Origin of the sequence: Phyllobacterium sp. YR531, from assembly GCF_000282595.1 — a bacterium.
In the GTDB taxonomy this organism is placed as follows: domain Bacteria; phylum Pseudomonadota; class Alphaproteobacteria; order Rhizobiales; family Rhizobiaceae; genus Phyllobacterium.
On the sequence record NZ_AKIZ01000001.1, the window covers coordinates 50,965 to 75,011 of the forward strand.

At 57.8% G+C, this 24,047-nt stretch carries 22 protein-coding genes and 1 pseudogene; 8 read left to right on the forward strand and 15 right to left on the reverse strand.

Annotated features, from left to right (window positions below; all coding sequences use genetic code 11):
* Window positions 1-3: 3 nt before the first annotated feature.
* The 9 genes from PMI41_RS00235 to traI are packed head-to-tail and all read right to left on the reverse strand — an operon-like array spanning window position 4 to window position 7,623.
* On the reverse strand, window positions 4-666 hold the full coding sequence (locus tag PMI41_RS00235) for a conjugal transfer protein TrbF (protein WP_008120549.1): 663 nt from the start codon (window positions 664-666) through the stop codon (window positions 4-6).
* A 41-nt stretch (window positions 667-707) separates the two neighbouring features.
* Complete coding sequence (gene trbL, locus PMI41_RS00240) at window positions 708-1,907, reverse strand: P-type conjugative transfer protein TrbL (protein WP_008120550.1); 1,200 nt, start codon at window positions 1,905-1,907, stop codon at window positions 708-710.
* Window positions 1,901-2,047, reverse strand: coding sequence for an entry exclusion protein TrbK (trbK, locus tag PMI41_RS00245; RefSeq protein ID WP_348225788.1), 147 nt, complete (start codon window positions 2,045-2,047; stop codon window positions 1,901-1,903). Before trbK ends, trbL begins: the two co-directional genes overlap by 7 nt.
* A gap of 56 nt (window positions 2,048-2,103) precedes the next feature.
* The gene (trbJ, locus tag PMI41_RS00250) at window positions 2,104-2,853 is read right to left on the reverse strand and encodes a P-type conjugative transfer protein TrbJ (protein ID WP_040853350.1); all 750 of its coding nucleotides are present in this window, start codon (window positions 2,851-2,853) and stop codon (window positions 2,104-2,106) included.
* Window positions 2,854-2,887: 34 nt separating this feature from the next.
* On the reverse strand, window positions 2,888-5,344 hold the full coding sequence (locus tag PMI41_RS00255) for a conjugal transfer protein TrbE (protein WP_008120553.1): 2,457 nt from the start codon (window positions 5,342-5,344) through the stop codon (window positions 2,888-2,890).
* 8 nt (window positions 5,345-5,352) lie between these two features.
* Entirely contained in the window at window positions 5,353-5,652 is a 300-nt protein-coding gene (locus tag PMI41_RS00260; RefSeq protein WP_008120554.1) for a conjugal transfer protein TrbD, read from the reverse strand.
* Window positions 5,645-6,028, reverse strand: coding sequence for a TrbC/VirB2 family protein (locus tag PMI41_RS00265; RefSeq protein WP_008120555.1), 384 nt, complete (start codon window positions 6,026-6,028; stop codon window positions 5,645-5,647). The genes PMI41_RS00260 and PMI41_RS00265 overlap by 8 nt, the downstream gene beginning before the upstream one ends.
* Window positions 6,018-6,989, reverse strand: a complete 972-nt coding sequence (gene trbB, locus PMI41_RS00270; protein ID WP_008120556.1) for a P-type conjugative transfer ATPase TrbB — start codon at window positions 6,987-6,989, stop codon at window positions 6,018-6,020. Before trbB ends, PMI41_RS00265 begins: the two co-directional genes overlap by 11 nt.
* 10 nt (window positions 6,990-6,999) lie before the next feature.
* On the reverse strand, window positions 7,000-7,623 hold the full coding sequence (gene traI / locus PMI41_RS00275) for an acyl-homoserine-lactone synthase TraI (protein WP_008120557.1): 624 nt from the start codon (window positions 7,621-7,623) through the stop codon (window positions 7,000-7,002).
* Between the two features lie 383 nt (window positions 7,624-8,006).
* Between traI and repA the strand changes: the two genes are divergently transcribed.
* The 3 genes from repA to repC all read left to right on the forward strand — a co-directional run bounded on the left by repA (window position 8,007) and on the right by repC (window position 12,098).
* The gene (repA, locus tag PMI41_RS00280) at window positions 8,007-9,224 is read left to right on the forward strand and encodes a plasmid partitioning protein RepA (RefSeq protein ID WP_008120558.1); all 1,218 of its coding nucleotides are present in this window, start codon (window positions 8,007-8,009) and stop codon (window positions 9,222-9,224) included.
* Between the two features lie 229 nt (window positions 9,225-9,453).
* Window positions 9,454-10,467, forward strand: coding sequence for a plasmid partitioning protein RepB (gene repB / locus PMI41_RS00285; RefSeq protein WP_008120559.1), 1,014 nt, complete (start codon window positions 9,454-9,456; stop codon window positions 10,465-10,467).
* 185 nt (window positions 10,468-10,652) lie between these two features.
* Window positions 10,653-12,098 (forward strand): plasmid replication protein RepC, encoded by a 1,446-nt coding sequence (gene repC, locus PMI41_RS00290; protein WP_008120560.1) that lies wholly within the window; start codon window positions 10,653-10,655, stop codon window positions 12,096-12,098.
* Between the two features lie 207 nt (window positions 12,099-12,305).
* On the opposite strand, the gene PMI41_RS00295 is transcribed toward repC, so the two are convergent.
* Window positions 12,306-13,463: a site-specific integrase gene (locus PMI41_RS00295; RefSeq protein ID WP_040853351.1), complete on the reverse strand. Its 1,158-nt coding sequence runs from the start codon at window positions 13,461-13,463 to the stop codon at window positions 12,306-12,308.
* Entirely contained in the window at window positions 13,460-13,981 is a 522-nt protein-coding gene (locus PMI41_RS00300) for a hypothetical protein (RefSeq protein ID WP_008120562.1), read from the reverse strand. The genes PMI41_RS00295 and PMI41_RS00300 overlap by 4 nt, the downstream gene beginning before the upstream one ends.
* A gap of 171 nt (window positions 13,982-14,152) precedes the next feature.
* Here PMI41_RS00300 and PMI41_RS25545 point away from each other — a divergent pair.
* Window positions 14,153-15,277, forward strand: a pseudogene (locus PMI41_RS25545) (RHE_PE00001 family protein).
* Between the two features lie 70 nt (window positions 15,278-15,347).
* Here PMI41_RS25545 and PMI41_RS00310 read toward each other — a convergent pair.
* The 4 genes from PMI41_RS00310 to PMI41_RS00325 all read right to left on the reverse strand — a co-directional run bounded on the left by PMI41_RS00310 (window position 15,348) and on the right by PMI41_RS00325 (window position 20,150).
* Entirely contained in the window at window positions 15,348-17,042 is a 1,695-nt protein-coding gene (locus tag PMI41_RS00310) for an ADP-ribosylglycohydrolase family protein (protein ID WP_008120567.1), read from the reverse strand.
* A gap of 2 nt (window positions 17,043-17,044) precedes the next feature.
* On the reverse strand, window positions 17,045-17,719 hold the full coding sequence (locus tag PMI41_RS00315) for a DarT ssDNA thymidine ADP-ribosyltransferase family protein (protein WP_008120568.1): 675 nt from the start codon (window positions 17,717-17,719) through the stop codon (window positions 17,045-17,047).
* The gene (locus tag PMI41_RS00320; RefSeq protein ID WP_348225789.1) at window positions 17,716-19,098 is read right to left on the reverse strand and encodes a 3'-5' exonuclease; all 1,383 of its coding nucleotides are present in this window, start codon (window positions 19,096-19,098) and stop codon (window positions 17,716-17,718) included. The genes PMI41_RS00315 and PMI41_RS00320 overlap by 4 nt, the downstream gene beginning before the upstream one ends.
* A gap of 461 nt (window positions 19,099-19,559) precedes the next feature.
* On the reverse strand, window positions 19,560-20,150 hold the full coding sequence (locus PMI41_RS00325) for a poly-gamma-glutamate hydrolase family protein (RefSeq protein WP_008120570.1): 591 nt from the start codon (window positions 20,148-20,150) through the stop codon (window positions 19,560-19,562).
* A gap of 98 nt (window positions 20,151-20,248) precedes the next feature.
* Here PMI41_RS00325 and PMI41_RS00330 point away from each other — a divergent pair, with 98 nt between their 5' ends.
* Genes PMI41_RS00330 through PMI41_RS00345 form a run of 4 tightly spaced genes read left to right on the forward strand, consistent with a single transcriptional unit; the run spans window position 20,249 to window position 23,990 of the window.
* Window positions 20,249-20,827, forward strand: a complete 579-nt coding sequence (locus tag PMI41_RS00330) for a hypothetical protein (protein WP_008120571.1) — start codon at window positions 20,249-20,251, stop codon at window positions 20,825-20,827.
* Window positions 20,824-22,206 carry a 7-cyano-7-deazaguanine synthase gene (locus PMI41_RS00335; protein ID WP_008120572.1) on the forward strand — a complete coding sequence of 461 codons (1,383 nt, stop codon included), beginning with the start codon at window positions 20,824-20,826 and terminating at the stop codon, window positions 22,204-22,206. The genes PMI41_RS00330 and PMI41_RS00335 overlap by 4 nt, the downstream gene beginning before the upstream one ends.
* A 4-nt stretch (window positions 22,207-22,210) precedes the next feature.
* Entirely contained in the window at window positions 22,211-23,395 is a 1,185-nt protein-coding gene (locus PMI41_RS00340; protein WP_008120574.1) for an ImmA/IrrE family metallo-endopeptidase, read from the forward strand.
* Window positions 23,396-23,426: 31 nt separating this feature from the next.
* A complete protein-coding gene (locus tag PMI41_RS00345) occupies window positions 23,427-23,990 on the forward strand; it encodes a hypothetical protein (protein WP_244423879.1) in 564 nt (187 codons plus the stop codon).
* The last annotated feature ends 57 nt before the right edge of the window (window positions 23,991-24,047 follow it).

Genomic DNA, 24,047 nt, shown 5'->3' on the forward strand with positions numbered 1-24,047 from the left:
CTTTCAGAGCTGCGCGGTCCAGTCGAAATCACGCAGGTAAAGACCAAGCGGATTGAACCGGATGATGCTTTCATCTTGCGGCGGATTGAGTGTCACCGTGGCGATGCCGCGAAACCGCCGGATAGCGGTTTCCTTGCCCTTCCGGTCACGCTCATATTCGGTCCAGTCGATCTGGTAGGATTGGTTGGACAGGGCAACGATGTTGTTGACCTCAATCGCGATGGTGGCGTTCTTCGCTTTTTCGAAGGGAGAATTTCCTCGGAACCAGTTATTCACCTTCTCGGTTGCGGGATCCGAAGTTCTGAGCAGCGCATAGGTGCGGTCGATATAATGCTTCTGGACAATCGCATCCGGAGTCACGGAACGGAAATTCGAAACGAATCCACCGAGCGTTGCGCGAACCACTCGCGGATCGGCATATTCGATCTGCTGCGGGAAGCCGGCATTGGCGGCCGTACCGAGCTTGTCAACTTCCACGATATAAGGGATCAGCTTCACCTGTGTGCTCTGGAAAAGAGCATAGCTGAACCCGATCACCGCCATCAGCATGCCGGTGATGCCAACGATCCGCCATGCCCTTGCCGCATGGACATAGGAGCCGTAGCGTTCGTTCCATTCCTGCCGCGCCGCGATATAGGGATTTTCCGGCGTCTCACGCGATGCCATGCGTCCCCCCTGCCTTGTTTCGATAAGCCCGTCGCCTCATGTCACTGTCCCTTCTTTCCGGATGAACCTTTGGGCGCCAGGGATGACTTTCGGGCCTCCTCGAGCTTGGCGTTGGCGAGCCCAAGCGTCGAGGTGCCGTAGGTGCCGCGTCCGCCCATCGCCTGATCGCGGGCCGCCGAGGCGAGTGCGCCGCTGGTGGCGCCGAACCCGCTTGCCATCCCCTTCAGAGCCGCACCGGCCATTGACGAGCCTGTCGATCGGGCATCCGCATAGGCCGCCGTCCCGGCTTTGGCTCCTCCCATCGCAAGCGAAGTCGCGCCGACCGTCGCGCCAACGCCAAAGCCGGATGCCTGCGAGCCGTGCCGGATGGTCTCCATGCCACCAATAACGGATACGCCCTGCACCACACCCTGCATGATCGGTGGGACATACATGGCGATGACGAACACGACGACCGATATGCCGGCGATGGCGAGCGTGGTGATGAACTGGTCCGAGGTCGCGGTCGGCGCCTCGGCCAGGCCGAGCAGAATATCTGAGCCAATCTTGGCGATCATGACGAGAGCCATCAGCTTCATGCCGACGGAAAAGGCATAGACTAGATACCGGACCGCAAAATCCTTGGTGTAGGAGGAGCCTCCAAGCCCAAGCATGATCATGCCGGCCAGGAGCCCGACATACATCTCCACCATAACGGCGACGAAGATGGCTGCGACGAGGGAAAAGGAGACGACGACCACGACCATCGCGAAAACGGCGGCGATCGCGAGCGCATTGTCCTCGAACAGGCCGAATTTCGCCTGCTCGGACATCTTGGACGCGACACGAATGCCGGCGTCAAAAATATTGGCGGGCGATGCGGAGCCGCCGCCGGCGCCTATCTGGTAGAGGCTGTCGACCACGGCCTTGGCAAAAGCCGGACCCCCGTCGAGGATGAAAGCGAAGAGACCGATGAACATGATCCGACGCACCAGCTCGGCGAACCATGCGTCGAGGCTCGCCGCATTGATCGCCAGCCAGACGGCAGCAATGCCGATCTCGATGCCGGCGAGGATCCAGAACAGCGAGCGCGCTGCGTTCATGATCGTCGTCTCCCAGCCCTTCGCGGCGGTGACGACCTGGTTCTCCAATGTTGTCAGGACTGAACCTTGCTGTGCAAGCGCTGGCGCGCTTACAAGCAGCAAAACTCCACTCACGATAAACACCGTCTCCAGCGTGCGAGAAGGATGTGCGCCTACCATCGGGGTTTCATCTCCTGCCCGCCGTGCACATCGCGATCCGGATCACTGCTGAAAAAGCGCTCCCGGTGTTCGCGCTGCGCCGCACCCGAGCCCGGTGGTTCAGTCGTAGCGTCCGATTGAACGACCACCCAATACATCATACCGGCCCCGAAGGCGACGACAGCCGCTACCCCGAGGGCGATGAGGATGCGCGGGCTCACCAGCGCGGCTCCATCGTCTGACCGCTGCGGATATCGCGGCTGGGCGCGTTGAAGAACTGCTCGCGGCGGGCCTGAGCGAGATCTTTTTGCGCCTGTTCCGACTGGAACCATGTGCCCATCATGGTCGTCTGCTGCGAGACGAGCCCACGCAGTTTCTGCATCTGCGCGACCTGCTGGGTGGCGATCTGGTGGCCGACCTGCAGCGCCTTCATCTGGCCGTCGGCGCTCTCGGACATCGAGCGAAGGGAATTCATGGTGGACTCCTCACTGGAAAACTGTTCCGCGGTCAGGTTCGCGGCCTTCAGTGTGCCCGCGATCGTGTCGCGGTTGGTGTTCGACCAATTCTGATAGGTAGTTGAGAAGGCTTCATTGTCCGGAAGATTGGTCTTGAAGTCAGCGAAACTCCCGAAGCGCTGGTTGAGGACATCGTCGATGTTGCCCATGGAGAAGGCGATGCCCTGCCCCTGCGCCACGACGCTTTGCAAGCTCTTCAGGTCATTTTCAACCTGTCCCCAGATGTGGCCTGGAAGCTGTGCCGTGTTCTGGAGCAGGTTGTTATAGATATTGAGCTGGTTCTGAATTTGCTCCGCCAACTGATTGATCTGGGTGATCTGATTGTTCACCTGCTCTGCTGACTTGCCGACGAGGCTGATCAGTTCAGCGTTGTTGGCCAGTTGGGTCCATTCCGTCGCTTGTCCGGTGACACCGCCGGCGCGCGTGGCTGCAGACGTTATTGGCACAAGCATTGCGACAACCGCGGTGGTCGCGACGAGCCTTCTTCTAAGCTTTCGGAAACAGCAATGCTGCATGGGCAATCCCCCTCTGCCGGGTCCAATGGAGAGGCCAGTCGGCCGCATGTTCGGAATGAAGGGCGCGGATACGCTTGAGATCTTCCTTGCCAGATGCGCCAACGAACGAAAGCGTGAGAGGTCCAAGGGCCATGTCGAACAACCGGCGGCCTTCGGGACTGGTTACATAATATTCCCGCTTCGGCACAGCGGAGGCGACAATCGCGATCTGGCGGTCGTTGAAGCCAATTCTCTCGTAGAACTCACGAGTTCCAGGCTCTCTTGCCGCTCCGTTCGGCAGGCAAATCTTGGTCGCGCAGCTTTCTTTCAAGACATCAATGATGCCGGAGCGATCGGCGTCCGAGATCGATTGGGTTGCAAGGATCACGGCACAATTGGCCTTGCGCAAGACTTTTAGCCACTCCCTGATCTTGTCCCGGAAGACCGGATGCCCGAGCATCAGCCAGGCCTCGTCAAGTACAATGAGGCTTGGGTTTCCTGTCAGCCGCTTCTCAATGCGGCGAAACAGATAGGTCAGGACCGGCACAAGGTTGCGCTCGCCCATATTCATCAGCGCCTCAATTTCAAAACACTGAAAGGCACCGAGTGACAATCCGTCCGCTTCCGCATCGAGGAGCTGCCCCATCGGACCGTCGACGGTGTAATGGTGCAGCGCGTCCTTGATCTCGCGCATCTGCACGCCAGAGACGAAGTCCGAGAGCGATCGGCCGCGCGATTCCGCCATCAGGGCCAGCTGCCTGGAGATGGCGTTACGATAATCGGGGGTGATGGTGACGCCCTGCAGTGCGACCAGCATCTCGATCCAGTCGCTCGCCCATGCACGATCGGCATCGGTCGAGAGCTCGGACAACGGGCAGAAAGCAAGTTCCCCTCTACCCCCCTGTGGCTCGCCACCGATCTCGTAATGGTCGCCGCCGACCGCGAGCGTCAGGGGGAGCATTGAACGCCCCTTGTCGAATGCAAAGAGCTGCGCTTCCTTGTAGCGGCAGAACTGGGCAGCAATCAGCGCCAACAGCGTGGACTTGCCCGATCCGGTCGGGCCGAAAACGAGCGTATGGCCGACATCGTCTACATGGAGATTGAAGCGGAACGGCGTAGAGCCACTGGCTACCTGCATCAAGGGAGGGGATCCTACCGGATAAAATGGGCACGGGGCAACAGGGCTCCCGGACCAGACGGAATTGAGCGGGATGAGATCAGCGAGGTTACGCGTGTTGATCAGCGGCTCACGAATATTGGCATACCAGTTCCCGGGCAGGCTTCCGAGAAAGGCATCGGTCGCATTCAGCGTTTCGATACGTGCTCCGAACCCTTCCCCCTGGATTAACCGGCGTACCGCTTCGCATTTCTCTTGAAGCCGGGCACTATCCTCATCAAACAGAATGATCACCGGCGTGTAATAGCCGTAGGCGACGAGTTGAGACGACGCTTCCGCGATGGCGTCCTCGGTCTCGGCTACCATCAGCATGGCGTCCTGGTCGACGGCGTTGCTTTGCGTCTGGAAAAGCTGGTCGAAGAACGGGCGAACCTTCTGCTGCCATTTCTTTCTTGTGCGCTCCAGCTTTGCCTTGGCCTCCTCGGCGTCAAGAAAGATGAAGCGGGAAGACCAGCGATAGGTCAGCGGCATCAGGTCGAGCGTGTTGAGGATGCCCGGCCAGCTCTCCGCTGGCAGGCCGTCAATTGCGACTACCCCCAAAGAGCGGTTCTCCACTGTCGGTGCCAGGCCGTGTTGAAGTTCGGCTGTCACCAGCCAGTCGAGATACATTGGAATTGTCGGCAGCCGGATTGGATGGTTCTCGGCGGTGATGCAGAAGCGAATGAACTGGGAAAGTTCATCATATCTTGCGACGCGGCGGCCTCCCTGTTCCTCGAATTCCTGCGTCATCATCCGGCGGATCGATATGATGTTTGCGAGGTATTGTTCGACTTCGCGGATCGAGGTCTGGAACATCTCCAACGCCTTGTCGGCGTAGGAGGCTGATCGGGTCTCGAGATCAGAATAGAGATAGCGTGTCAGACCGGAACGGCGTGGCTCTGGCGGGCGGTAGGTCAGGATCAGCGCGTGCTGGCTCTCGAAGTGGCCGCTTTCGCGTTCGAAATGCGCGCGGCGTTCGACATCGATCGCGCGGGTAACTGGATCGGGGAAAAAACAATCCTCGTCCGATGGGTAATTCGTGGTCGGGACGCGGATTGCCTCGACCTGGATCATCCAGCCGGAACCCAGGCGCGACAGGATCGCGTTGATCTGGCGCGATACGTCATTGCGCTCGAAGTCGGTAGAGCTTTCGGAATCCGGCCCGGCAAAATACCAACCGGCCATCAGTGAGCCGTCCTTGAGAAGGATAACGCCGTTGGCGACGAGCCCAGCATAAGGAACAAGATCGGCGAAGGACGGACCGGATTGCCGGAAGGGAGCGAGAGAGACCATAACAGCCCTTAGTACCGTCGCCAGGGCGTCGACGTCGCCCGGTAATAAGCCTTGTATTGGATGTGGCGGACATAGACCTTGCGCATCAACGGATCGGCTTTGGCCATCATTCGCAGCGCTGCGACGGCTATCAGCCAGATCGCCACGCCGAACAGGGCAGCGTACCACGTCAGGACCACGAAGATCAGGATCACTGAGGCAAGCCCGGTGAGCAGCACGAGCTCGCGGTCGGCTCCCATCATAAGGTTCGGGCGAGAGAGCGCCCGATGGATGCGTGATCGGAAGAGGTTGGAGCTTGGCTCAGCCATTGGTCCCCTCCCCTTCCGCAAGGGGTATCGGACCCGGCGCCTCGATCGGGCCGATCGAAGCGCCGGTGGAGCCGAACAGGGCGACAATCTGTGTCGCGCCGAGGAGCACGCCGCCGACAAGGGCAATATAGCAAAGCCTCCGCGCGAAGTCGTTGAGTTCGCCGCCGAAGATCAGCATGCCGCCTGCTATGGCGACCGCGGCCAGCGCAATGAATCCGGCAACGGGCCCGGTGATCGATTGCTGGATTTGCTGTAGCGGCGATTCCCAGGGCAATCCGCCACCTCCGGAAGAGGCAATCGCAGGTTCGATGAGGAGAAGGCCGAAGGTAATCGCCAGAGCTCCGGCTGCAAGAAGAGCATGGCGATCACGCGACATGACGTTCCTCGTCGATTTGGGGGTAGGTTTCGGTTTCGTACTGAGAGCCGGTGAAGCGATCTACATGGACTACGTCGCGAACGCGGCGCCCTTTGGGAGTGCGTTCGATCGAGACCACCAGATCGACGGCCTCGCCGATGACTTCACGCATCGGCTGCTGGCTGACCTCAGCGGTCAGTTGTTCGAGGCGGCGCAAAGCTGACATTGCCGTATTGGAGTGGATTGTGGTGACCCCGCCGGGGTGCCCCGTATTCCAGGCTTTGAGAAGAGTGAGCGCCGCGCCGTCGCGGACCTCGCCGACAACGATGCGGTCTGGACGCAGGCGCATGGTGCTCTTGAGGAGTCGCGCCATGTCGATCATATCGCTCGTGTGCAGGGCAACAGCGTTTTCGGCGGCGCACTGGATCTCGGCCGTGTCTTCCAGGATGACAATCCTGTCTTCCGGCGCGCTTTCGACGATCTTGGCGATAACAGCGTTGGCTAGTGTTGTCTTGCCCGATCCAGTCCCCCCGGAGATCACGATATTGAGGCGGGAGGAAATAGCATTGCTGATGATGGATGCCTGTCGCTCCGTCATCACCGTCGATCTGACATAGTCGTCCAGCGGAATGAGCCGCGACGCCCTGCGCCTGATCGTGAAGGCCGGGCGCGCAACAACCGGTGGAAGCAGTCCCTCAAATCTATGCCCGCCGATCGGCAGTTCGCCGGAAATGATCGGCCGATCTTCGTCGGCCTCAGATTGCAGCGCGTGTGCGACGCTTCCGATGACGATCTCTGCTGTGGCGGCTGACATTTCGCCAGCCGGCGTCATGCCGTGCTCCAATCGTTCGATGAAGAGCTTGCCGTCGGGGTTGAGCATGATCTCGACCACGCTTGTATCGTCGAGTGCGACACAGAGATGGTCGCCAAGTGCTTCCTGAAGCTTGCGGACCAGGCGGGGATGAGAGCGCAGATGGTTCACGGCACGCTCCTCACGCAGCACGCATGTGGCCGCGCGCGATCGTCGAGCGGTATCCCGTTGGGCAGACCTTGTTGAAGCTCTCAACGTCCGCAGCAAGAGAACCGGCGACGGCGACCGTGCTACCGATCCTGCATGGCTCGCTGAGGCGGCGCATCGGCCAGCCGGCCCTGTTCAGAATTCTTTCAAATCTGAGATCAGTTGCTGTGACTACTTCGTCGTAGCCGTTTGCTATCGACCATTCGATGATGCCAGCGAACATGGTGAGCGTGGCCTCGTGGAGAACCCCTCCCCTGCCCTCTACGAGCGATGTGTCGACGCAGAACCGCGAACTCTCGATCATGCGGGGATGGGCTTTGAGGCAACGTGAGGCTAGAAGCTGAGGAAATGTCCGCTGCAGCATAGTTGGTCCAATGGCCGGGAGAAGCCGGGCGCAGGCGACAACAGCGCCGGCCTCTGATATGGCGAGAATGTAGGTCGGTAGGAGAGCGTCGTATTCGTCGGTTTCGCGTCCATTCAATACGTTGACATTCCAGCCCAGCCGTCCCGCGAATACCCGGGCTCGAAGATGATGCTGTTCGTCGATCAGCCTGTTATCTCTGTCGACCGAAGCATCGCGTACTGCGTGCACTATCATCGTGTAGACCTCCGTCATTGCTAGTTGATGGGAGATCAGCACATAAAACCTGATGAAAGGAGTGTAGAATTCTACAGCGGTTGAGTCGGGTGAGTCGCAACGAGTCGTGGCTATTGTGTCAGACAGGCCGCACCGCATGGTTGCTGTAGGTCTGGATTCACTGGTTAATAAACGGGGGTAAGTTTTGCCCTCCATCTCGGCGGTTCAACGGATAAGTATCAGAAAAATATAAGAAAAAATGCGGATTCTCGTCTTCATGAAGCGTTGGGCTGCTAGCCGTTAAGTCTCTGTTAACCAATAACTTGTTGCAACGGAGCGGACTTTGGGTATCGTCACGGAAAAAGGTCGATATTGGCCAATTAACCGTGACGAGAGTTTAGACCGTGAGCAATGCCGTTGCCATATCCAGGAATGATCGCCCCTCGGTAGATGTTACCCTAGGAGAGCACGCCGAACAGCTGAGTTCACAGCTCCAGGCCATGAGCGAGGCGTTGTTTGCCCCAACGTCGCATAAGAGCTTAAGGAAGTTCACGTCGGGTGAGGCAGCGCGCCTGATGAAGATATCTGATTCGACACTCAGGAAGATGACTTTAGCTGGTGAAGGACCGCAGCCTGAGCTGGCAAGTAATGGACGGCGCTTCTATACACTCGGCCAAATAAATGAAATCAGGCATATGCTGGCGGGCTCTACTCGTGGACGCGAAAGTATCGAATTTGTGCCCCACCGGCGCGGCGCGGAGCACTTGCAGGTTATAGCCGTGACTAATTTCAAAGGCGGTTCCGGTAAAACAACGACATCAGCTCATCTTGCACAATATCTCGCGCTGCAGAGTTATAGAGTACTCGCAGTTGACCTCGATCCACAGGCTAGCCTCTCGGCACTTCTGGGCGTTCTCCCAGAGACGGATGTTGGTTCCAATGAAACATTATACGCGGCCATCCGGTACGATGGTTCGAAGCGGCCACTCAAAGAGGTTATTCGTCCGACATATTTTGATGGGCTGGATCTCGTTCCTGGAAATCTTGAGCTTATGGAGTTTGAGCACACAACCCCAAAGGCCTTGACCGATCGCGGCGCACGTAACGCGCTTTTCTTCACCCGTATCGCGCAGGCGTTCGACGAAGTTGCTGATGATTATGACGTCGTTGTGATTGACTGCCCTCCCCAGCTCGGGTTTTTAACGCTTAGCGGTTTATGCGCTGCAACATCAATGGTGATCACTGTGCATCCCCAGATGCTCGATATTGCATCCATGAGTCAGTTCCTCCTTATGACCCGCGACCTTCTCGGCGTAGTGAAGGAGGCTGGGGGAAATCTCCAGTATGACTTCATCCGCTATCTTCTAACCCGGTTCGAACCTCAGGATGCGCCGCAAACGAAGGTCGCAGCGCTGTTGCGCAACATGTTTGACGATCACGTCCTGACAAATCCGATGGTGAAGTCCGCGGCTGTTTCTGACGCCGGCCTTACTAAGCAAACACTTTACGAGATAGGGCGGGAGAACTTAACGCGATCAACATACGATCGGGCGATGGAGTCTCTGGATGCGGTGAACGCCGAGATCGAGACGTTGATCAAAGCTGCATGGGGCCGCGTATGACGAATACTACGGACCATATTCATTTGTTGTTGGGAGCTCCCAACACAAGATCGTTGAGGCGTATCCTGGCTGCCTTTCGCCGATCTCAGGATGTGTCCATCTCTGCAGGGATGCTTGGAACGAGCGATCGCCCCAATCGTAGAAACGCCAGCCTGTTGGGAACTCCCAACAGGCTGCTCGTTCGGTTAAACCAAAGGTGCCTCGAAACTTGCCCGCAGGGAGCAATATCATGAGTCGCAAAGACGCAATTGATTCATTGTTTCTCAAGAAGCCCGCATTGGGCGAGAAGACTACGGCCGACAGGTCGCCCGTTCGCGTGCGGACCGGTGCGATCTCCGCAATGGGCTCGTCATTACAGGAGATGGCTGAAGGTGCAAAAGCCGCTGCTCGGCTGCAAGACCAGTTGGCTTCGGGCGAGGCCGTGATCTCCCTGGATCCTTCAACGGTCGAGGGCTCAACGATTGCCGACCGGTTGCCGACAACCATCGATCCGAAGTTCGATCAACTCAAGGCAAGCATCGCGGAGAACGGGCAGCAAGTTCCGATCCTTGTTAGACCCCATCCGGAAACTGCCGGTCGATATCAGGTCGCATATGGGCGAAGACGGCTACGGGCTGCTGCCGATCTGGGCCGAGAGGTTTCGGCTATTGTCCGAAATCTTACTGATCGCGAATTGGTCGTGGCGCAGGGCCGGGAAAACCTGGACCGTGCTGACCTCTCGTTCATCGAGAAGGCGCTCTTTGCACTCCGGCTCGAGGCCGCGGGGTTTGACCGCGCAACTATCACTGCTGCCTTATCGACGGACAAGTCTGACGTAAGTCGCTATATCGCCGTGGCGCGAAGCATCCCGGAGAAGCTTGCCATTCAGATTGGCCCGGCCGCAAAAGCAGGCAGGTCACGTTGGATAGCGTTAGCCGAAAACCTGGAAAAGCCCAAGGACTTGGATGCAGTCGAAACGATTCTGGAATCTGATCGGTTCAAGATTGCGGATAGTGATACTCGCTTTGCGCTGATTTTCAATGCTGTATCGAAGCGTCCTGCCAAACCCTCCAGGAAAGTAAAAGCCTGGACTACACCAGAGGGCAAAACAGTTGCTCGGATCCAGCAAGAGCCAGGGAGAACGGCTTTAATTTTTGATGAGAAACGGGCGCCTTTATTCGGGGAATATGTCGCGGACCAGTTGAATCGCTTGTATGCCCAATTTCTTGAAACGAACGGAGGAGGCAAGGCCGATCAAGATTGAGATGACAGAAATAGCGGACCACTAACCGCAAAAGAAAAAGGCCACCGAAACGAATTCCGGAAGCCCTTCTCTGTAGTGTCGCAGCTGAGAGAATCGCATTTCTGAGAATCACCGTCAAGGGTTGATTGAGCCCAGCGTCGTTTTGGCGAGCGGATTTCTTTTGCCTGATTGAAAGGTAGAGGACGATGCAGTCGGAAAATGCATTCACGACGCCCTTTGGGCGGCGATCGCTATCGCTTGGCATGCTGGCAACACAGGTGCAGGCGCATGAGGTCGATCCGGAGGCTTCGGTTGATAAATGGAAGCTGTTTCGCTGGCTGTGCGAGGCGCGGGCGCTGATCGGGATATCCGACCGGGCGCTGGTGGTGCTGAACGCACTTTTGACGTTCTATCCGCAGAGCGAGCTCAACGAAGCGGGTGGCCTGGTGGTGTTTCCGTCGAATGCGCAACTGTCATTGCGCGCGCACGGCATGGCACCGGCGACCTTGCGCCGGCATTTGAGCGCGCTGGTGGAAACCGGCCTGATCTTCCGCAAGGACAGCCCCAACGGCAAGCGCTATGCGCGCAAAGCCCGGACAGGGGCAACGGGGGCAGGGGAGGGCGGTGAGGCCTTTGGCTTCTCGCTGGCACCGCTTGTGGTACGGGCGGGGGAGTTCGAAACCATGGCGGAAGCGGTGCGTTCGGAGCGCCTGCAGCTGAAACTGATGAAGGAACGGGTGACGCTTTTGCGCCGTGACATCGTCAAGCTGATCGAGCTTGGCTTTGAGGAGATGCCTCATATCGACTGGAACGGGCACTACAGGGCGTTTCGCAGCGTGATTGATGATATTCCCCGTCAGGCGACGATCCGCGATCTGGAGCCGGTTGTGGACGGGCTTGAATGCATCCAGCTGGAGATCTCCAAGCTATTGCAGAATAAGCTGAATTTACAACAAACAAGCGCCAGAGAGTCTCATTCTGAGCGCCACAAACAAAATTCAAATACCAAATCCACTTCTGATCTTGAACATCGCTTTCGAACAAACCAAGGGCGAAATGCTGAGCACAACCGGAACGATGATCCACTGGCGGAAACGCCCGGTAGCCAAACAACAATGGGGTGTGCTGAGAACCCGCATGAAGCAGGAGAGGCGGGCGATGCTGACAGTGCAGCTGGACGAGAGCCTGGTATGCCCGGCGTGGCTGGTTTGGACGATCCATCGGATCTGCGCACCGGCCTGCGCAGCCGCAGTCTTGATCTGGCAGCGCTTGGTGCCTCTGCCACAGCCTTTGATGCCAAACCCGTTCCGCTCGGTCTTGTCCGCCAAGCCTGTCCCGATATATCAGCCTATGCCAGGAATGGCCTTGCCAGCTGGTCCGAACTGATGGGCGCGGCCATTGTCGTACGTTCCATGCTCGGTGTCAGTCCTTCGGCCTATGAGGAAGCCTGCTCCGTGCTTGGCCAGGAAAACGCAGCCATTGCCATGGCCTGCATCCTGCAAAGAACCGATCAGATCAATTCCGCCGGAGGCTATCTCCGATCGCTCACCGACAAGGCGGCAAAAGGCGAATTTTCCGTTTGGCCCATGCTCCTTGCCCAACTCAGGGCCAATGGTGAGCACGTCAGGCTGGTCGAGGGAAGGGCAAAATGAGGATTGCCAAAGGCCCGCAAACCGCATCCATCCGCAAGTCCGATAATCGCACATCCACCGGTGCACAACGATCAGCCATGGCAAAGGGGCAATCCAGCCCAAAATACCGGCGCCATTATCACCCTTTGTATAAAGTCGTAAGTCATGAGTCAGTTGAAAATGCCGATGGGCTTCGCGAAACGTTTCGGTCCGCCAACGTGGAGTCGATCACACAAGGATCCGGGCGGCCCTTCCCATTTTTCGCTCGGCATTGTTATAGTAGCCAGCTGCTTGCGCCACGGACTTGTGCAACGACTGTTGCATGGCTTCCGCCAGCGGAATGCCGCGATTGGCCGCCTCTGTCAAATAGCCGGAGCGCAGCCCATGCGCCGAGAATAGCGCCGGATCGAGACCAGCTTGCTTGGCGCGTGTCTTGACGATGAGATTGATCGATTGCGGCGTCAGCGCCTGCCGGTCAAGATTGCCCCATTGATCGATACGCCGGAACACAGCGCCGTTGGCAATTCCGGCTGCCTTGATCCAGGCTTTCAGTGCAACGACCGGCCGACCGATCAACACCACCTGTTCGTCCTCGTCGGCCGAGGTGGTTTTTGTTCTGCCGAGATGGATGGTGAGGCAGGGCAGGGGAGGCGAGTCTTTGTTGGCCGGATCGGCGCGGACCGGCGGCTCGTCAACGAGATTGTCGAGACGCAGAGCGGCGACCTCGGAGCGGCGGCGGCCACCGGAGGCAAAGGCCATCAGCAAGATTGCACGATCACGGACATCGACCAGTCTGTCGCCGGCACAGGCAGCCAGCAGCGTGATGAGAACATCACCGGTGACCGCCTTTTTGCTCTTGCGCTGGCGGGGCCGGGCGCTGGCGCGAACAGCCAGCCGCAGAGCACTTTTGAGGGAGGGGGCCGAAAAGCTTCCGGTCAGGCCGCGCCAGCGTGTCAAGATCGACCAGCTGGTGAGCCGCCGGCGCACGGTGCTCGGCGCATGCGGGCCGGTGCTGCGCAACATGCCTTTGGCCCGCAATGCAACTGTCACGTCTTGCGGCATGCCGTGCTCCGGATTGTTTTCGCGCGCGGCGGGATCCCACAAATGGTGCGCGACGAATTTCAGCAGCAAACTTTCCGGCGCTGGCCAGGGCAGGGGGCCGCCGGTGACAGCCAAACACCAGCTCTCCAGATAGCCAATGTCCGAAGCCAGCGCCCGCATGGTGTTGTCGCCCATGCCGGTGCTGGCCAGATGCCTGAGCGTGGCTACATCCTCGTCGGTGAGGATTGCGGCGAGCTGGTCACGGCGGTCGAACGGCAGGATGGCATCAAGGGCGTCCAGCGCCTCGGCGCGGGCAGTTATCGACTTGGCGGGTTGCATCATCAGCGCTCTTCGCCGTAGTAAGCGATCGGAAGATTCCCGATCAGCAGCACCATGGGCACAGTGAAAGTCACAAGAAGCATAGCCGAAGCCGCAGTATTGACCAGCACGAGAATTTCCAGCCAGCTGGCGCTCGCTGCCCCACCCACGCTCTTCAAAAACGCCTCACTTGCCGCCAGACCAACACTGATGCCGAGCACAATGGCCGCACTGCCAATGATTGCTCCGGCGATGGCATTGGCTGAGATCCGTGCCATTCTCCGCGTCCAGCGCCACCTAAACAGCCCGATAGCCGCGGAAAGATACAGGAGCGTGATGGGCAATGTCATTGTTCCTTCGCTTATCGGGCGAATATACATCATTGCCACGGCAACAGCCTTGTCCAGTGGCAGACAGAGACGCAGGAGCAGCCCGGCAGCCAAGGCGCCTATAAGCATATACCGGAGCACGGTTGCGTGTTTGTCGAGATCGCGGTGCACGGCGGCGTACAGCGGCCGATCGTGGCGATTATGAAAGGACAGCATGGTGTGGTTTCCTCGTTGTGCCTGGCAAGGAGATGCAGGATGGCTGATTTGTTGGTTGAAATCAATCACTATTGATACTTGGTAGTTATCGGTGGTTAGAATGTGGTCAGTATGATGTCTATACAACAGAAGTTATTTCGTCTATAGCTTCGTGTTAACCTTGTACTGACCATGATTGCAATGGGTTACGATATCGCCAAATTACCATCTCAAGGCTGCTGCGGCCGATTTAGGACGTGGGCTCAGTGTTGACCAGTCTCGATGAGCGGATAGCCCGTTCACCGCTCAGTGAGGGTTTTGGCGAACGCTCGCACTTCACCGACGCCTGCGCCTCTCTGTGGATCGACGGCGAGCTGGTCCATCTCGAAGACCTCGTCCTCCACGACGCTACCCGGGATATTCGCACGCCGACCCACGAACTGACCATCGCCCGCGATGTTCTTAAAACCCGCCGCCGCATCGCCGTACAGGCACCCGACTGGGCGCTGTCGCCGGACGGTCTTCGCAACCTATGAGGCCAGGCTGCGGCGAAGGCATCTGGCGGCATCGTGGGCGGCAGCGAGACGCCCCCGGCTGCCGATGAGGTTTTCGGAGGAGGTGAGGCGGAAGAGGTGGAAGTTGGTGTAAACCCGCTTAACGCCGAACTCGCCGCCATTGATGCGCTGCTTGCCTGATCCGACGCAGCAATCGAGCGGGCAAAGCGGCCCGGCCGTGCCGGTGCCACGGAAAAAGATCCGCTCGTTTACGATCTCGACTGGGACGAGGACGGGCGGCTGGAAGAATGGCGCGGCATGTTGCGGCAGATGCAAGACCTACCCGCTGTGCTGCAGGCGCGGTGGTCGCCCTCAATGCCTGGAACGAATTGTTGGTGCTGCAGCATGCGCCCTGGCTTGGTCGGCTTCTGGCAGCGTCGATCCTGCGTGATGCTGGGCTGACGACGGCAGCGCATCTGGCGGCCTTCAACGTTGGCCTCAAAACTATCCCCGTCGATCGCCGTCGACATCGCGATTCCGAAACCAGGCTGTTGGCCATGCTCACCGGTATCATCTCGGCCTCAAGGAACATGACCGTCTGGCGCTGGCGCGAAAAATGATGGAGCGCCGACTGGTCGGGAAACGCACGTCGTCAAAACTGCCAAAGCTGATCGAGCTGGTGCTCTCGCGGCCTCTGGTGTCGGCCGGGATGATCGCGAAGGAACTTGCCATCACGCCGCGCGCGGCACTGCGGATCGTCGAGGAGCTGGGATTAAGGGAGATGACGGGGAGGGGGAGGTTTCGGGCGTGGGGCGTTCTATAACCAAGCTGCGGGCATTGATCCCACCGGATGACGTCGCACTCGGGCTTGTGTCACAGATTATACGAAGAGCTTATCTGCGGCGCCGGCGAGCAAGGCGGGCTTTCGCGACGATCGAGGTCAAGCTCACCGTTAGCTCGATGCTCTCAGTGTGGTCTATGCAGTCCTTGATCAATCGTCCCAGCGTTGCGTCATCAAAGCCCGACGAGATTATCAGGTCAGTCGCCTGATCGAGACCGGGAAATTCCGATTGCCGTATAGAAGGACCAGCATCAACCGAACGTCGGTCGTCGGACGCGCTCCTCATCTCATCAAAAGCAAAACGGTTTTGTCGTCCATCCGCGTCATCACGATGGCCGGCCCGCGTGCTGATTCGTGGCTGGCCAGGCAATTGATCTTCACCTATCAGAGCGGTGTTCTCGACACGCCGCTTTGCGAGGACAGTTTGACCAAACGGTAATTCAAACCATTGCCAGATTGCGTTCCCGGATTGATACTCCCGACTACGCGGGACAATCGGACCAAGTCCGGCAAGCGCCAATCCGCCATTGAAACGCACCACAGCATCTGACTGGCTGGTCGGTGGCTCCCACGAGGAAACATCCGGATAGGCAAATGTCGCTTGATCCTGTCCGAGGCTAACGCGCGCCAGCCTTCGTGCTTCCGCCTCGATATACGGACGATCCTGAATTTCCCACGTCGGCTCGCTGTCAGAAATTGCCCCAAGAAGAGCACCGGCCATGGTCGCGATCGTATCGGTATCGCTGTCCAACTCATTTGCGGAGATGATCAGGGCATCCTCGATCGACTGTTTAGCGTAAAGCTCCGAAAGCGCGAGAGCAGCAAGCGCAGTCTTAAAACCAGAGCCCCTGAACTTATCGGACAGGCATCCGATGCGTTCGAGAAGCTGCGGATAACTCTGCCCGTTTCCGGCGGCGATAATTTCTTCCGCGGCCTGGATATCTGCTAGGGCATCGGCCTGAAATCCCCGGATGGCCTCGGGGAAGAGCCTCTTGGTTTCTCGTTCCCAGGACGGAAGCCAGAACTGTGCCAGTTCATCGTCCTTCGCTACGATCAAGGGCAGGTTATCCAGGAAAGAAATAAACTCACGGGCACGCTTCATTGAAGGAATTGACCGCACCGCAAGGGTGTCCCAAAGGCACAGCGCATGAAATATCGCGCCGCAGAAGCCATGTGGGTGACCGTGGGTGACGATGGCATCCCGAAAGACCTGTCCGACTGTCTCGGGCAGTGGCCCTGTGGCTCCCCAAACATGAGGCTGAACGCGCATCGCTGCGCCGTTTCCACCCCCATTGACGTAGGACTGTCGGTCGCTTCTGAAGAAGTTGGAGAACCAGTTTATACCTCTCTTCGACAGGTTGGCCGCCGCCGCCTTTGATCCGAGGCCGGCGCCAAGAGCGTACCCCTGCCAGGCAGTAACCTCGATCTTGGCGAATGTCTCGACATCAAAAGTCCCGTTGCCCCTGATCGAGCGCGACACGCCGAGACGCAACTGCGTGTCGTCGGAGTAGGTTCCGGCGGGCAAGTCAACCCGTACTCCCCCCCGGCCGCCGATAGTCCGTTGCCAATCGACGGGGGCCGTGATGCGCCCCTTGCCGGTCCGATACCGGACACCGTCCTGACCGCGGGAAAGTTCCGTGATCCAGCCGAGCGCATCGCCAGCCGCCGCCCAGAGCGATGAATTCACGATTGCCCGCTCATAGTCGTCGTTCCGATAGGCGGCGTTGAGGTTCGACCCTTTGATCATGTTCAATTCTGCCTTCCTATAAACTTCTGCATGCCTACCACGACTTTGACATTCTCGTACCCGTAGTCAGAAAGCCACCCAACGACCGTATCATGGTACTCACCTTCCTCCACATAGACTGTCCGCAGATAGTCAAGGCTCAGCTTCTCGGGATAAAGGACTTCAGCCTGTTCGCAGGTCGGCAAATGGTCGGGGCGGTTCGCCCGAAGCGCGTTCCACGGTCGACCATCGATGCCAAACCGCTTGCGTGAGATCTTTTGCGCAAACAGGGCGTCGAAGCCGGCGGTTCCCTTGGCGCGTGTGCAGGCATCATAGCCGTTGTTTGTGGTCGTGAACCAGACACCGTCATGCTCGATGAGCTCGGGATCAAAGGAAAGAATGCACCACCAGATATCGTGCGGATGCCATCTGCGCGAGACATCGAGAAAGCGGCGGTTCACCTCAGAAACCGTCAGGTTCACGAACCGCAGCCAGTCCTGTGATTTGTCGAAAAAGGCCGACTCCTCCGGTCTAACCGCCGCGTTGAGTTGCAGGACATGGCGTAAATAATTGTCTTCGCCAAGGAGCGGTCTCGACAGAAGATGTCTGCTGTGTAGACTGCCAAGCAAGCCGCGGTTCGTCGTAAAGTGGATGACCTCTGAAATGCCACGGTCCGATATGCGTTGAGCGAGCGTCACAGGCGGATCTCCTGGAACGTGCCCGACTGAAAGAATTCTGTCAGCCGCGATTGTTCGCCCGGTTTGTAACCGACAATGACGTGTTTTCTCGCTCGCGCGACCGCAACTGCCAGAAGCCTGCGCAAAACGCGAACCTGGTCGCTGGCCTCCTCGTCTCCATAAGCCGTGTTCTCCTGATTGAAACCCAGGATGATCACATGATCGAATTCGAGACCTTTCGCTGAGTGAAAGGTGCAGATTCCGACATTTGCCGGGCCTGTCGGCCAGTCTGGATTGCGCTGCATATCGACAAAGGGAATGCGCGCGTTTCCCAACTCCGCCTTGATTGTGTTGAACCAGTCCCCTCCTTGCGGTTTGAGAAAGGCAACAGAGTCGGTCTGAAGGTTGACGTGTCTGCGAATATAATCGATTGCCCATGAAATCTGCTGGGAGTACTTTCCGGCGATGACCTGTGGCAAAGGACCATTCGTCGTGGCAGCTGAGAGGTCAGGAAGCACGCCATCGCTGTCGATGGTCAGGCCCTGCAAGATACCGGCCGAGAAGGCGGCGATTTGCCGGGTATTACGGTGGTTTTCCTGGAGACGGTGCGAACGGTTTGGGGCGATCGTTACCCCAGCCTCCGTCCAGGTGAAGCCACGTGCATAGATTCTCTGAGCTGTATCGATGACAAATGTGACGGCGTGGTCGCGGGCCAGATGATAATTGATAGCCCGTATTTCGTTTGCCGAGAAATCCTGACTCTCGTCGATAATGGCGATGTCGTATTCCAGACTGTCGATTTCGCGCTTCATCTTAAGCGCGAGAGAATTCCAGTCGAGCCAGTCGTTGCGCTGCATAAGTTCGAGATAGGGGTAAACGACCTCATCAAGTATCCGGCGGCGCAACGCTCCATCGACGCGGGGAAGCAGTCCTCGGCCGGTTCTCTCTCTCGTTACATATTCCTCGAGATCCTCTGGCTCAAACCTGCCAAGTAGGTAGTCGACTTCCTGTATCACATAGCTGGTATCCAAACCCGCGAACGCTCTTGCGAGCCGCGCGAGTTGGCTCTTTGCTTCAGTCTCATGGACCCTCGGTTCATTGAGCTTCTCCAGGGCCCATTTAGCGAATGTTCGGATTTCGATGTCATGGGGCTTGCTGCGCAATTGCGCATTTGCCAGGGCTCGAACGTAACCGGCCAGCGTCCTGTTGAACGTCAGCAGAAGGATACGAACGGCGGAGTTGTCATTCAATCGGTCCTTCCGAGCTCGCATCATGCTGGCAAGTGAGGACAATCGAAGCAACGCCGTTGTCGTCTTGCCACTACCGGCAGCGCCGCGGATCAGTTCGGCGCCGGTTCGATTCGTGCTGATAATCGCGAGCTGTTCTGAGGATGGCGTGATCCGTCCAAGATGTTACATTGTTTTTTGGGCCCCCCGACCTTCTTTGAAGTGCTTATATCCATTACGTGAAACACTAACGAAAACAAAGCGGAAACAGGATCAATCGGCTCGGTAAATTATCGGCGGAGGTGGAAGTTGAAGATTTTGCCAGTTACAAAAAGTTAGCTTCACAAGTGGCAGCGCGAAAAAAACCGTGGAAGCGCCCTAGCTCGTTGAATTCTCTATTGGAGGCATTGTCCCGACTTCACGACTTCCTGGCCCAGATTATGTTTTGGTCCGGGTTATCGAGCCGGGCGGGCTGGAGTTAATGAACTCATGCAGCGGGCACTATCCCCCTGATCCATTAACCTTACGCAGCCGATAGGGGAACGTCTTCTGCCGTTGCAGTATTCAGACACCGAAGAGATTGGGAACCATCCAGCGCGAGTACTGGGCTTCCTCCAAGTCACGGGATCCTGTCTTCATTGGCCCAGTCCTTCGTTGATCGCATTGACAAAATCGTCGAGTGACGGCGTTGTTGACTGCCCCGTTTTATCGGTGAGCCGAACACGAAGAGCTCGGGTAATCTCGAACTGCACGCCCATTCCTAGTTTTGCGCGGTTACAGATGTTTTTTTCGGCAGTCCCCTGCAATGCTGGATTCTTGTGGGTCCTGACCGAGAAGCCTCTTTTCGAAAGTGCTTTTGCGATGCTTGCCACCAGTTTCTCGTGTCTTCCACCGAGATAGATGACCTCATCATCGCCTTCGCAGCCATGCATCGCCAGCGCAACATCACTACTTTCAACGATTGCTATCGCCTGCGGCTCATTGAAGTTTGCAGATGTCACATGAAGATCGCGATTGCCCTTCGGTTTCCGACCCTCGAACAGGTAGTAGCTGAGATGAGAGCCTGCCACTGCTCGGGCTAAATCAGACGTTCCCAGCTCAATCTTTCCGCCATGGGGAGCGAGCACGCAGATACTGGAATTCCGTTTTTCTGCCTCGATGCGGAAAGCGCTTGCATCTTCGGACGCGGCCAGTTCGTCAAAATTCCCGTAGCGATCGCAACGCATCTCATTCCGCTCCATATGCAAAGTGAACAATCAATCGGTGCGCGAATTTTGACATGTCAGATAAAAAAATACAAGATACCTGACATAAGGAGATTCCAATGAGCGACGGTCCGCATAAAAGCTTGCCTCTACGCCACGGATACCAACGTGTCGCAGCATGGGCGTTCAAACCAGCATTTGGCATTCAACAGGTCAGCGACGCGGCTGAAGCTGCCCTCATGCGTGACGTCAGGCTTGAGGTCGATCCGGCTTTGAAGCAGCTTGTCACTATCGCTGATGGTTGGGATCTTCTCACGCTGGCCTCTTCCGCAAATGAACAACTCGACCGTCTTCGCGTCGATCCCTCTGTACAGCCTTTGGCAGCAAGCGCCATCGAGGCGACGCAAATGGCTATCTCGGAAGGATACGCCGGATTGGCTGCTCTAGAGAAGGGCTTGGCCGCGTCGCTCGGCGAGCGACTGGCCGCCGGCGCTCGCGCGATGGAAGAGCATTACCTTGTAAAAGCGGGTCCAGGCGCCTGCCAGCAAATGCGCCGACGACTGGGAGAAACCATAGGCCAGATGATTGCCGGCGGAACGTTCGACCGTATGGCGAGGTCAATACTTGGCGATCGCACCGTAAACGTGACTAGATCACCAATGGTGTACGACGGCATCGATCAGGGGCCTCCGCTATGAGCGAATCCCGATTGGCAATACCTTTGATCCGTGTTGCGGTTGTGGAGCCAGGAGCTAAAGCTAAAGCAGCAGAAGGATGGCGCACGGCTGAAATCGGAAAGGCAATCGTTTTCAAGACGGAAGACCTGAACGACTATAGGACGAAAAACTGGGATAGCCGCGTTTATGACGCTATGCTCCTCATCGCTGCGGTCGAATATTGCGACAAGGCTTTGAAACGGCCAGGGTTCGGCTGGGCACGCCGAATTGAGCTGCAACTGCCCGTTCATGATACGTCGCGCTGGCAAAACCCACGCGTGATGGAATGTGTTGCCACCGCGTTGAAGTTCTTGACGGGGGATGAGTGGAAGCTGACTTTCACCGCCGCCAAGGCCAGTGTCGACAGCAATCTAGGACAACAGAGCTTGTTCGAGTGGGGAGATCCTGGCCGAACGATTACGCCTTTTAGCGATGGCTTGGACTCACGTGCTGTCTCGGCAATTCTTGGCGCTCAAGGCCGCTTCGATAGGCTGATCAGGGTTCGTGTCGGCTCGAAAGCCGACGATCGGCCTGTCCACGATCGCAAGAAGGTACCGTTTCTGAATATACCGTTCTCCGTCAACATGAAGCCGATCGGGATCAAAGAGTCGTCGGTGCGAAGCCGTGGATTCAAATTTACGCTGTTGAGTGCGTTGGCCGCATATCTCGTCGGAACCCATGACGTCGCTATGCCGGAAAGCGGACAAGGTGCATTGGGACCGACCCTTATTCCGACCAGCCACGGCTATGAAGACTACCGCAATCACCCACGCTTCCTCCGAAAGATGGAGGACGTGGTTGAAGCGCTATTCGATTGTCCGATCCATTTTCGATTGCCGCAACTGTGGAAGACGAAGGGGCAGACCCTGGCAGAGTTCGCTGCGATCGCATTCGAGCCAGATGAGTGGAACAAGACCCGCTCCTGCTGGCAGCAGAGCAGAAATTCTTCATTCGATAAAACGCGCAGGCATTGCGGTATATGCGCAGCGTGTATGCTTCGCCGGCTCAGTTTCCATTCTGCCGGTATTAACGAGCCAAAAGAGAACTACATTTGGGAAAATCTGCGGTCCGACCGTTTTGAGGACGGAGTGGTCCCGGGCTTCACGAAAGTGACCCGGGCAATGCAACGATACGGGATAGCCGGAGCGTTGCATCTTGATCATCTCGCCGAAATGCGCTCTTCCCCCCTCCACCGCTCTCGCTTAAAGCGACACGCTTGGCAATTGGCAGAGCAGCTCCGAATGACGACAACTGAGGCCGAGGAGAAACTTTCCGGCCTACTGGAACAGCATGACAAAGAATGGAAGGCGTTTATGAAGGATCTCGGGCCGAAATCATTTGTTTCCCAATGGTTGGCGTGACCTCATGAGCGAGAGTCACGAACAGCTTAACCGGGACCAGATCGGCGAACGCCTGCGTATCGCCCGCGAAAACGCGGCGAAGACGCAGGCGGACGCGGCAGCGGTAATTGGTGCAGCGCGTACCACCCTCGTTGCAATGGAGAAGGGCGCACGGCGGGTCAGAATTGGCGAACTCCAACAACTCGCGCAATTCTACGGCACGAGCGTCAATGCGCTGCTGCGCAGAGAAGCCGTTCACGTCGAGCTCACGCCCAAGTTCCGCAAGCTCGCCGATCATGACGAACCGGCCGTCAACACGGCTGCGGAACTGATGGCCCAGCTCGTCCGTGCGGATGTCGAGCTGGAAACGCTGCTCGGTATCGCCCATGTCCGAAACTTTCCGCCCGAGCGCGCGATCCTGGCGGGGGATGTCCGCGAGCAGGCGGAGCAGCATGCGCTGGAGCTGCGTCATTGGCTGGGGCTCGGACTGGCGCCGGTATCTGACATTGGAGCCGTTCTGGAAATGCAGATGGGCGTTCGCCTCTATGTCCGCCGCCTGCCCGGAAAAATTTCCGGACTGTTCGCGTTCGAAGAGTCTGTCGGCGCTTGCATCCTGCTGAACGCGAACCATCCTCTGGATCGACGAACCCAGACGGCAGCCCACGAGCTTGGCCATCTGGTCTCGACGCGTATGCAGGCTGAAGTCAGTGAGATCGACGAACTGGAAAGCTCGCGAGTGGAAAAATATGCCAATGCATTTGCACGTGGATTTCTTACTCCAGCTCAGGCCGTCCGGCAGAAATTCGAAGAGGTAACCGCCGGCGCTTCCAGTTTGACGCGCCGCCACGTAATTGTTCTCGCGCATTTCTTCCACGTTTCGCGGGAGGCGATGGTGCGAAGGCTCGAAGAGCTGCAACTGACCAAACGTGGCACCTGGGACTGGTTCCAGGCAAATGGAAACATCACCGATGATCATGTCCGGCAGGTCTTCGGGGACGTGGCCCAAAATGACCGAATGAAGGATGACGCGGTGTTGCCAGTCCCTATCAGGACCGGCCTCATGGCCTACCAGGCAGCCAAACGGGGCCTTCTGAGCGAAGGCCAGATTTCGAGAATGCTGCGTCTCGACCGTGTCACGGTGCGAGACATCCTGATGGATATCGATGCCGAAGAAAGTGGGGCCAATGCGGCAACCTCAATTCTTCGGTAAAATCTCGGCCCCACTTGTAGTGGATTCGAGTGTGATCATCAACTTGAACGCAACAGGCCGGGCCTCCGATATCGTTCGCGCATTCGATGTGACGCTCTGCGCGAGCACGGTCGTGCGGGATGAGCTTATGATTGACCGCTTCAACGGTAGGGACGACGCGGGCCTGGCGCGCGCACTGGCTGACGAACGACTTCTCGAATTCATCCCTTTCGATCATGACGGCGAGCTCATATTCGCCGGCCTTGTCAGCGGGCCTGCTGATCAGACGTTGGACGATGGTGAGGCTGCAACCCTCGCGCTCGGTGCGGTGCACGCTCGAACGGTCGTCATTGACGAACGCAAAGCGCTCAGGATTGCGGCGGATCGTTTTGCTGCGATGCAAGTGATTTCGACCGCCGATATCCTGTGTTCGGATCTAATTCTGTCTGCCTTTGGGCGTGAACAAGTCGCCGACCTTGTATTCAACGGCCTTACCGGAGCCAGGATGGGCATTCCCGAGCGCCATCATGGTTTCGTTTCCGATTTACTCGGGCCACGAACTGCAGCCTGCCGAAGTCTTCCGGCGTCATTGCGTCCGATTGCCGGGAGCGAGTGAGCAGCGCAGGTCTGAATCGGGCACGGTCTGCGAGCACTCCGCTATCCCTGTTCGCCC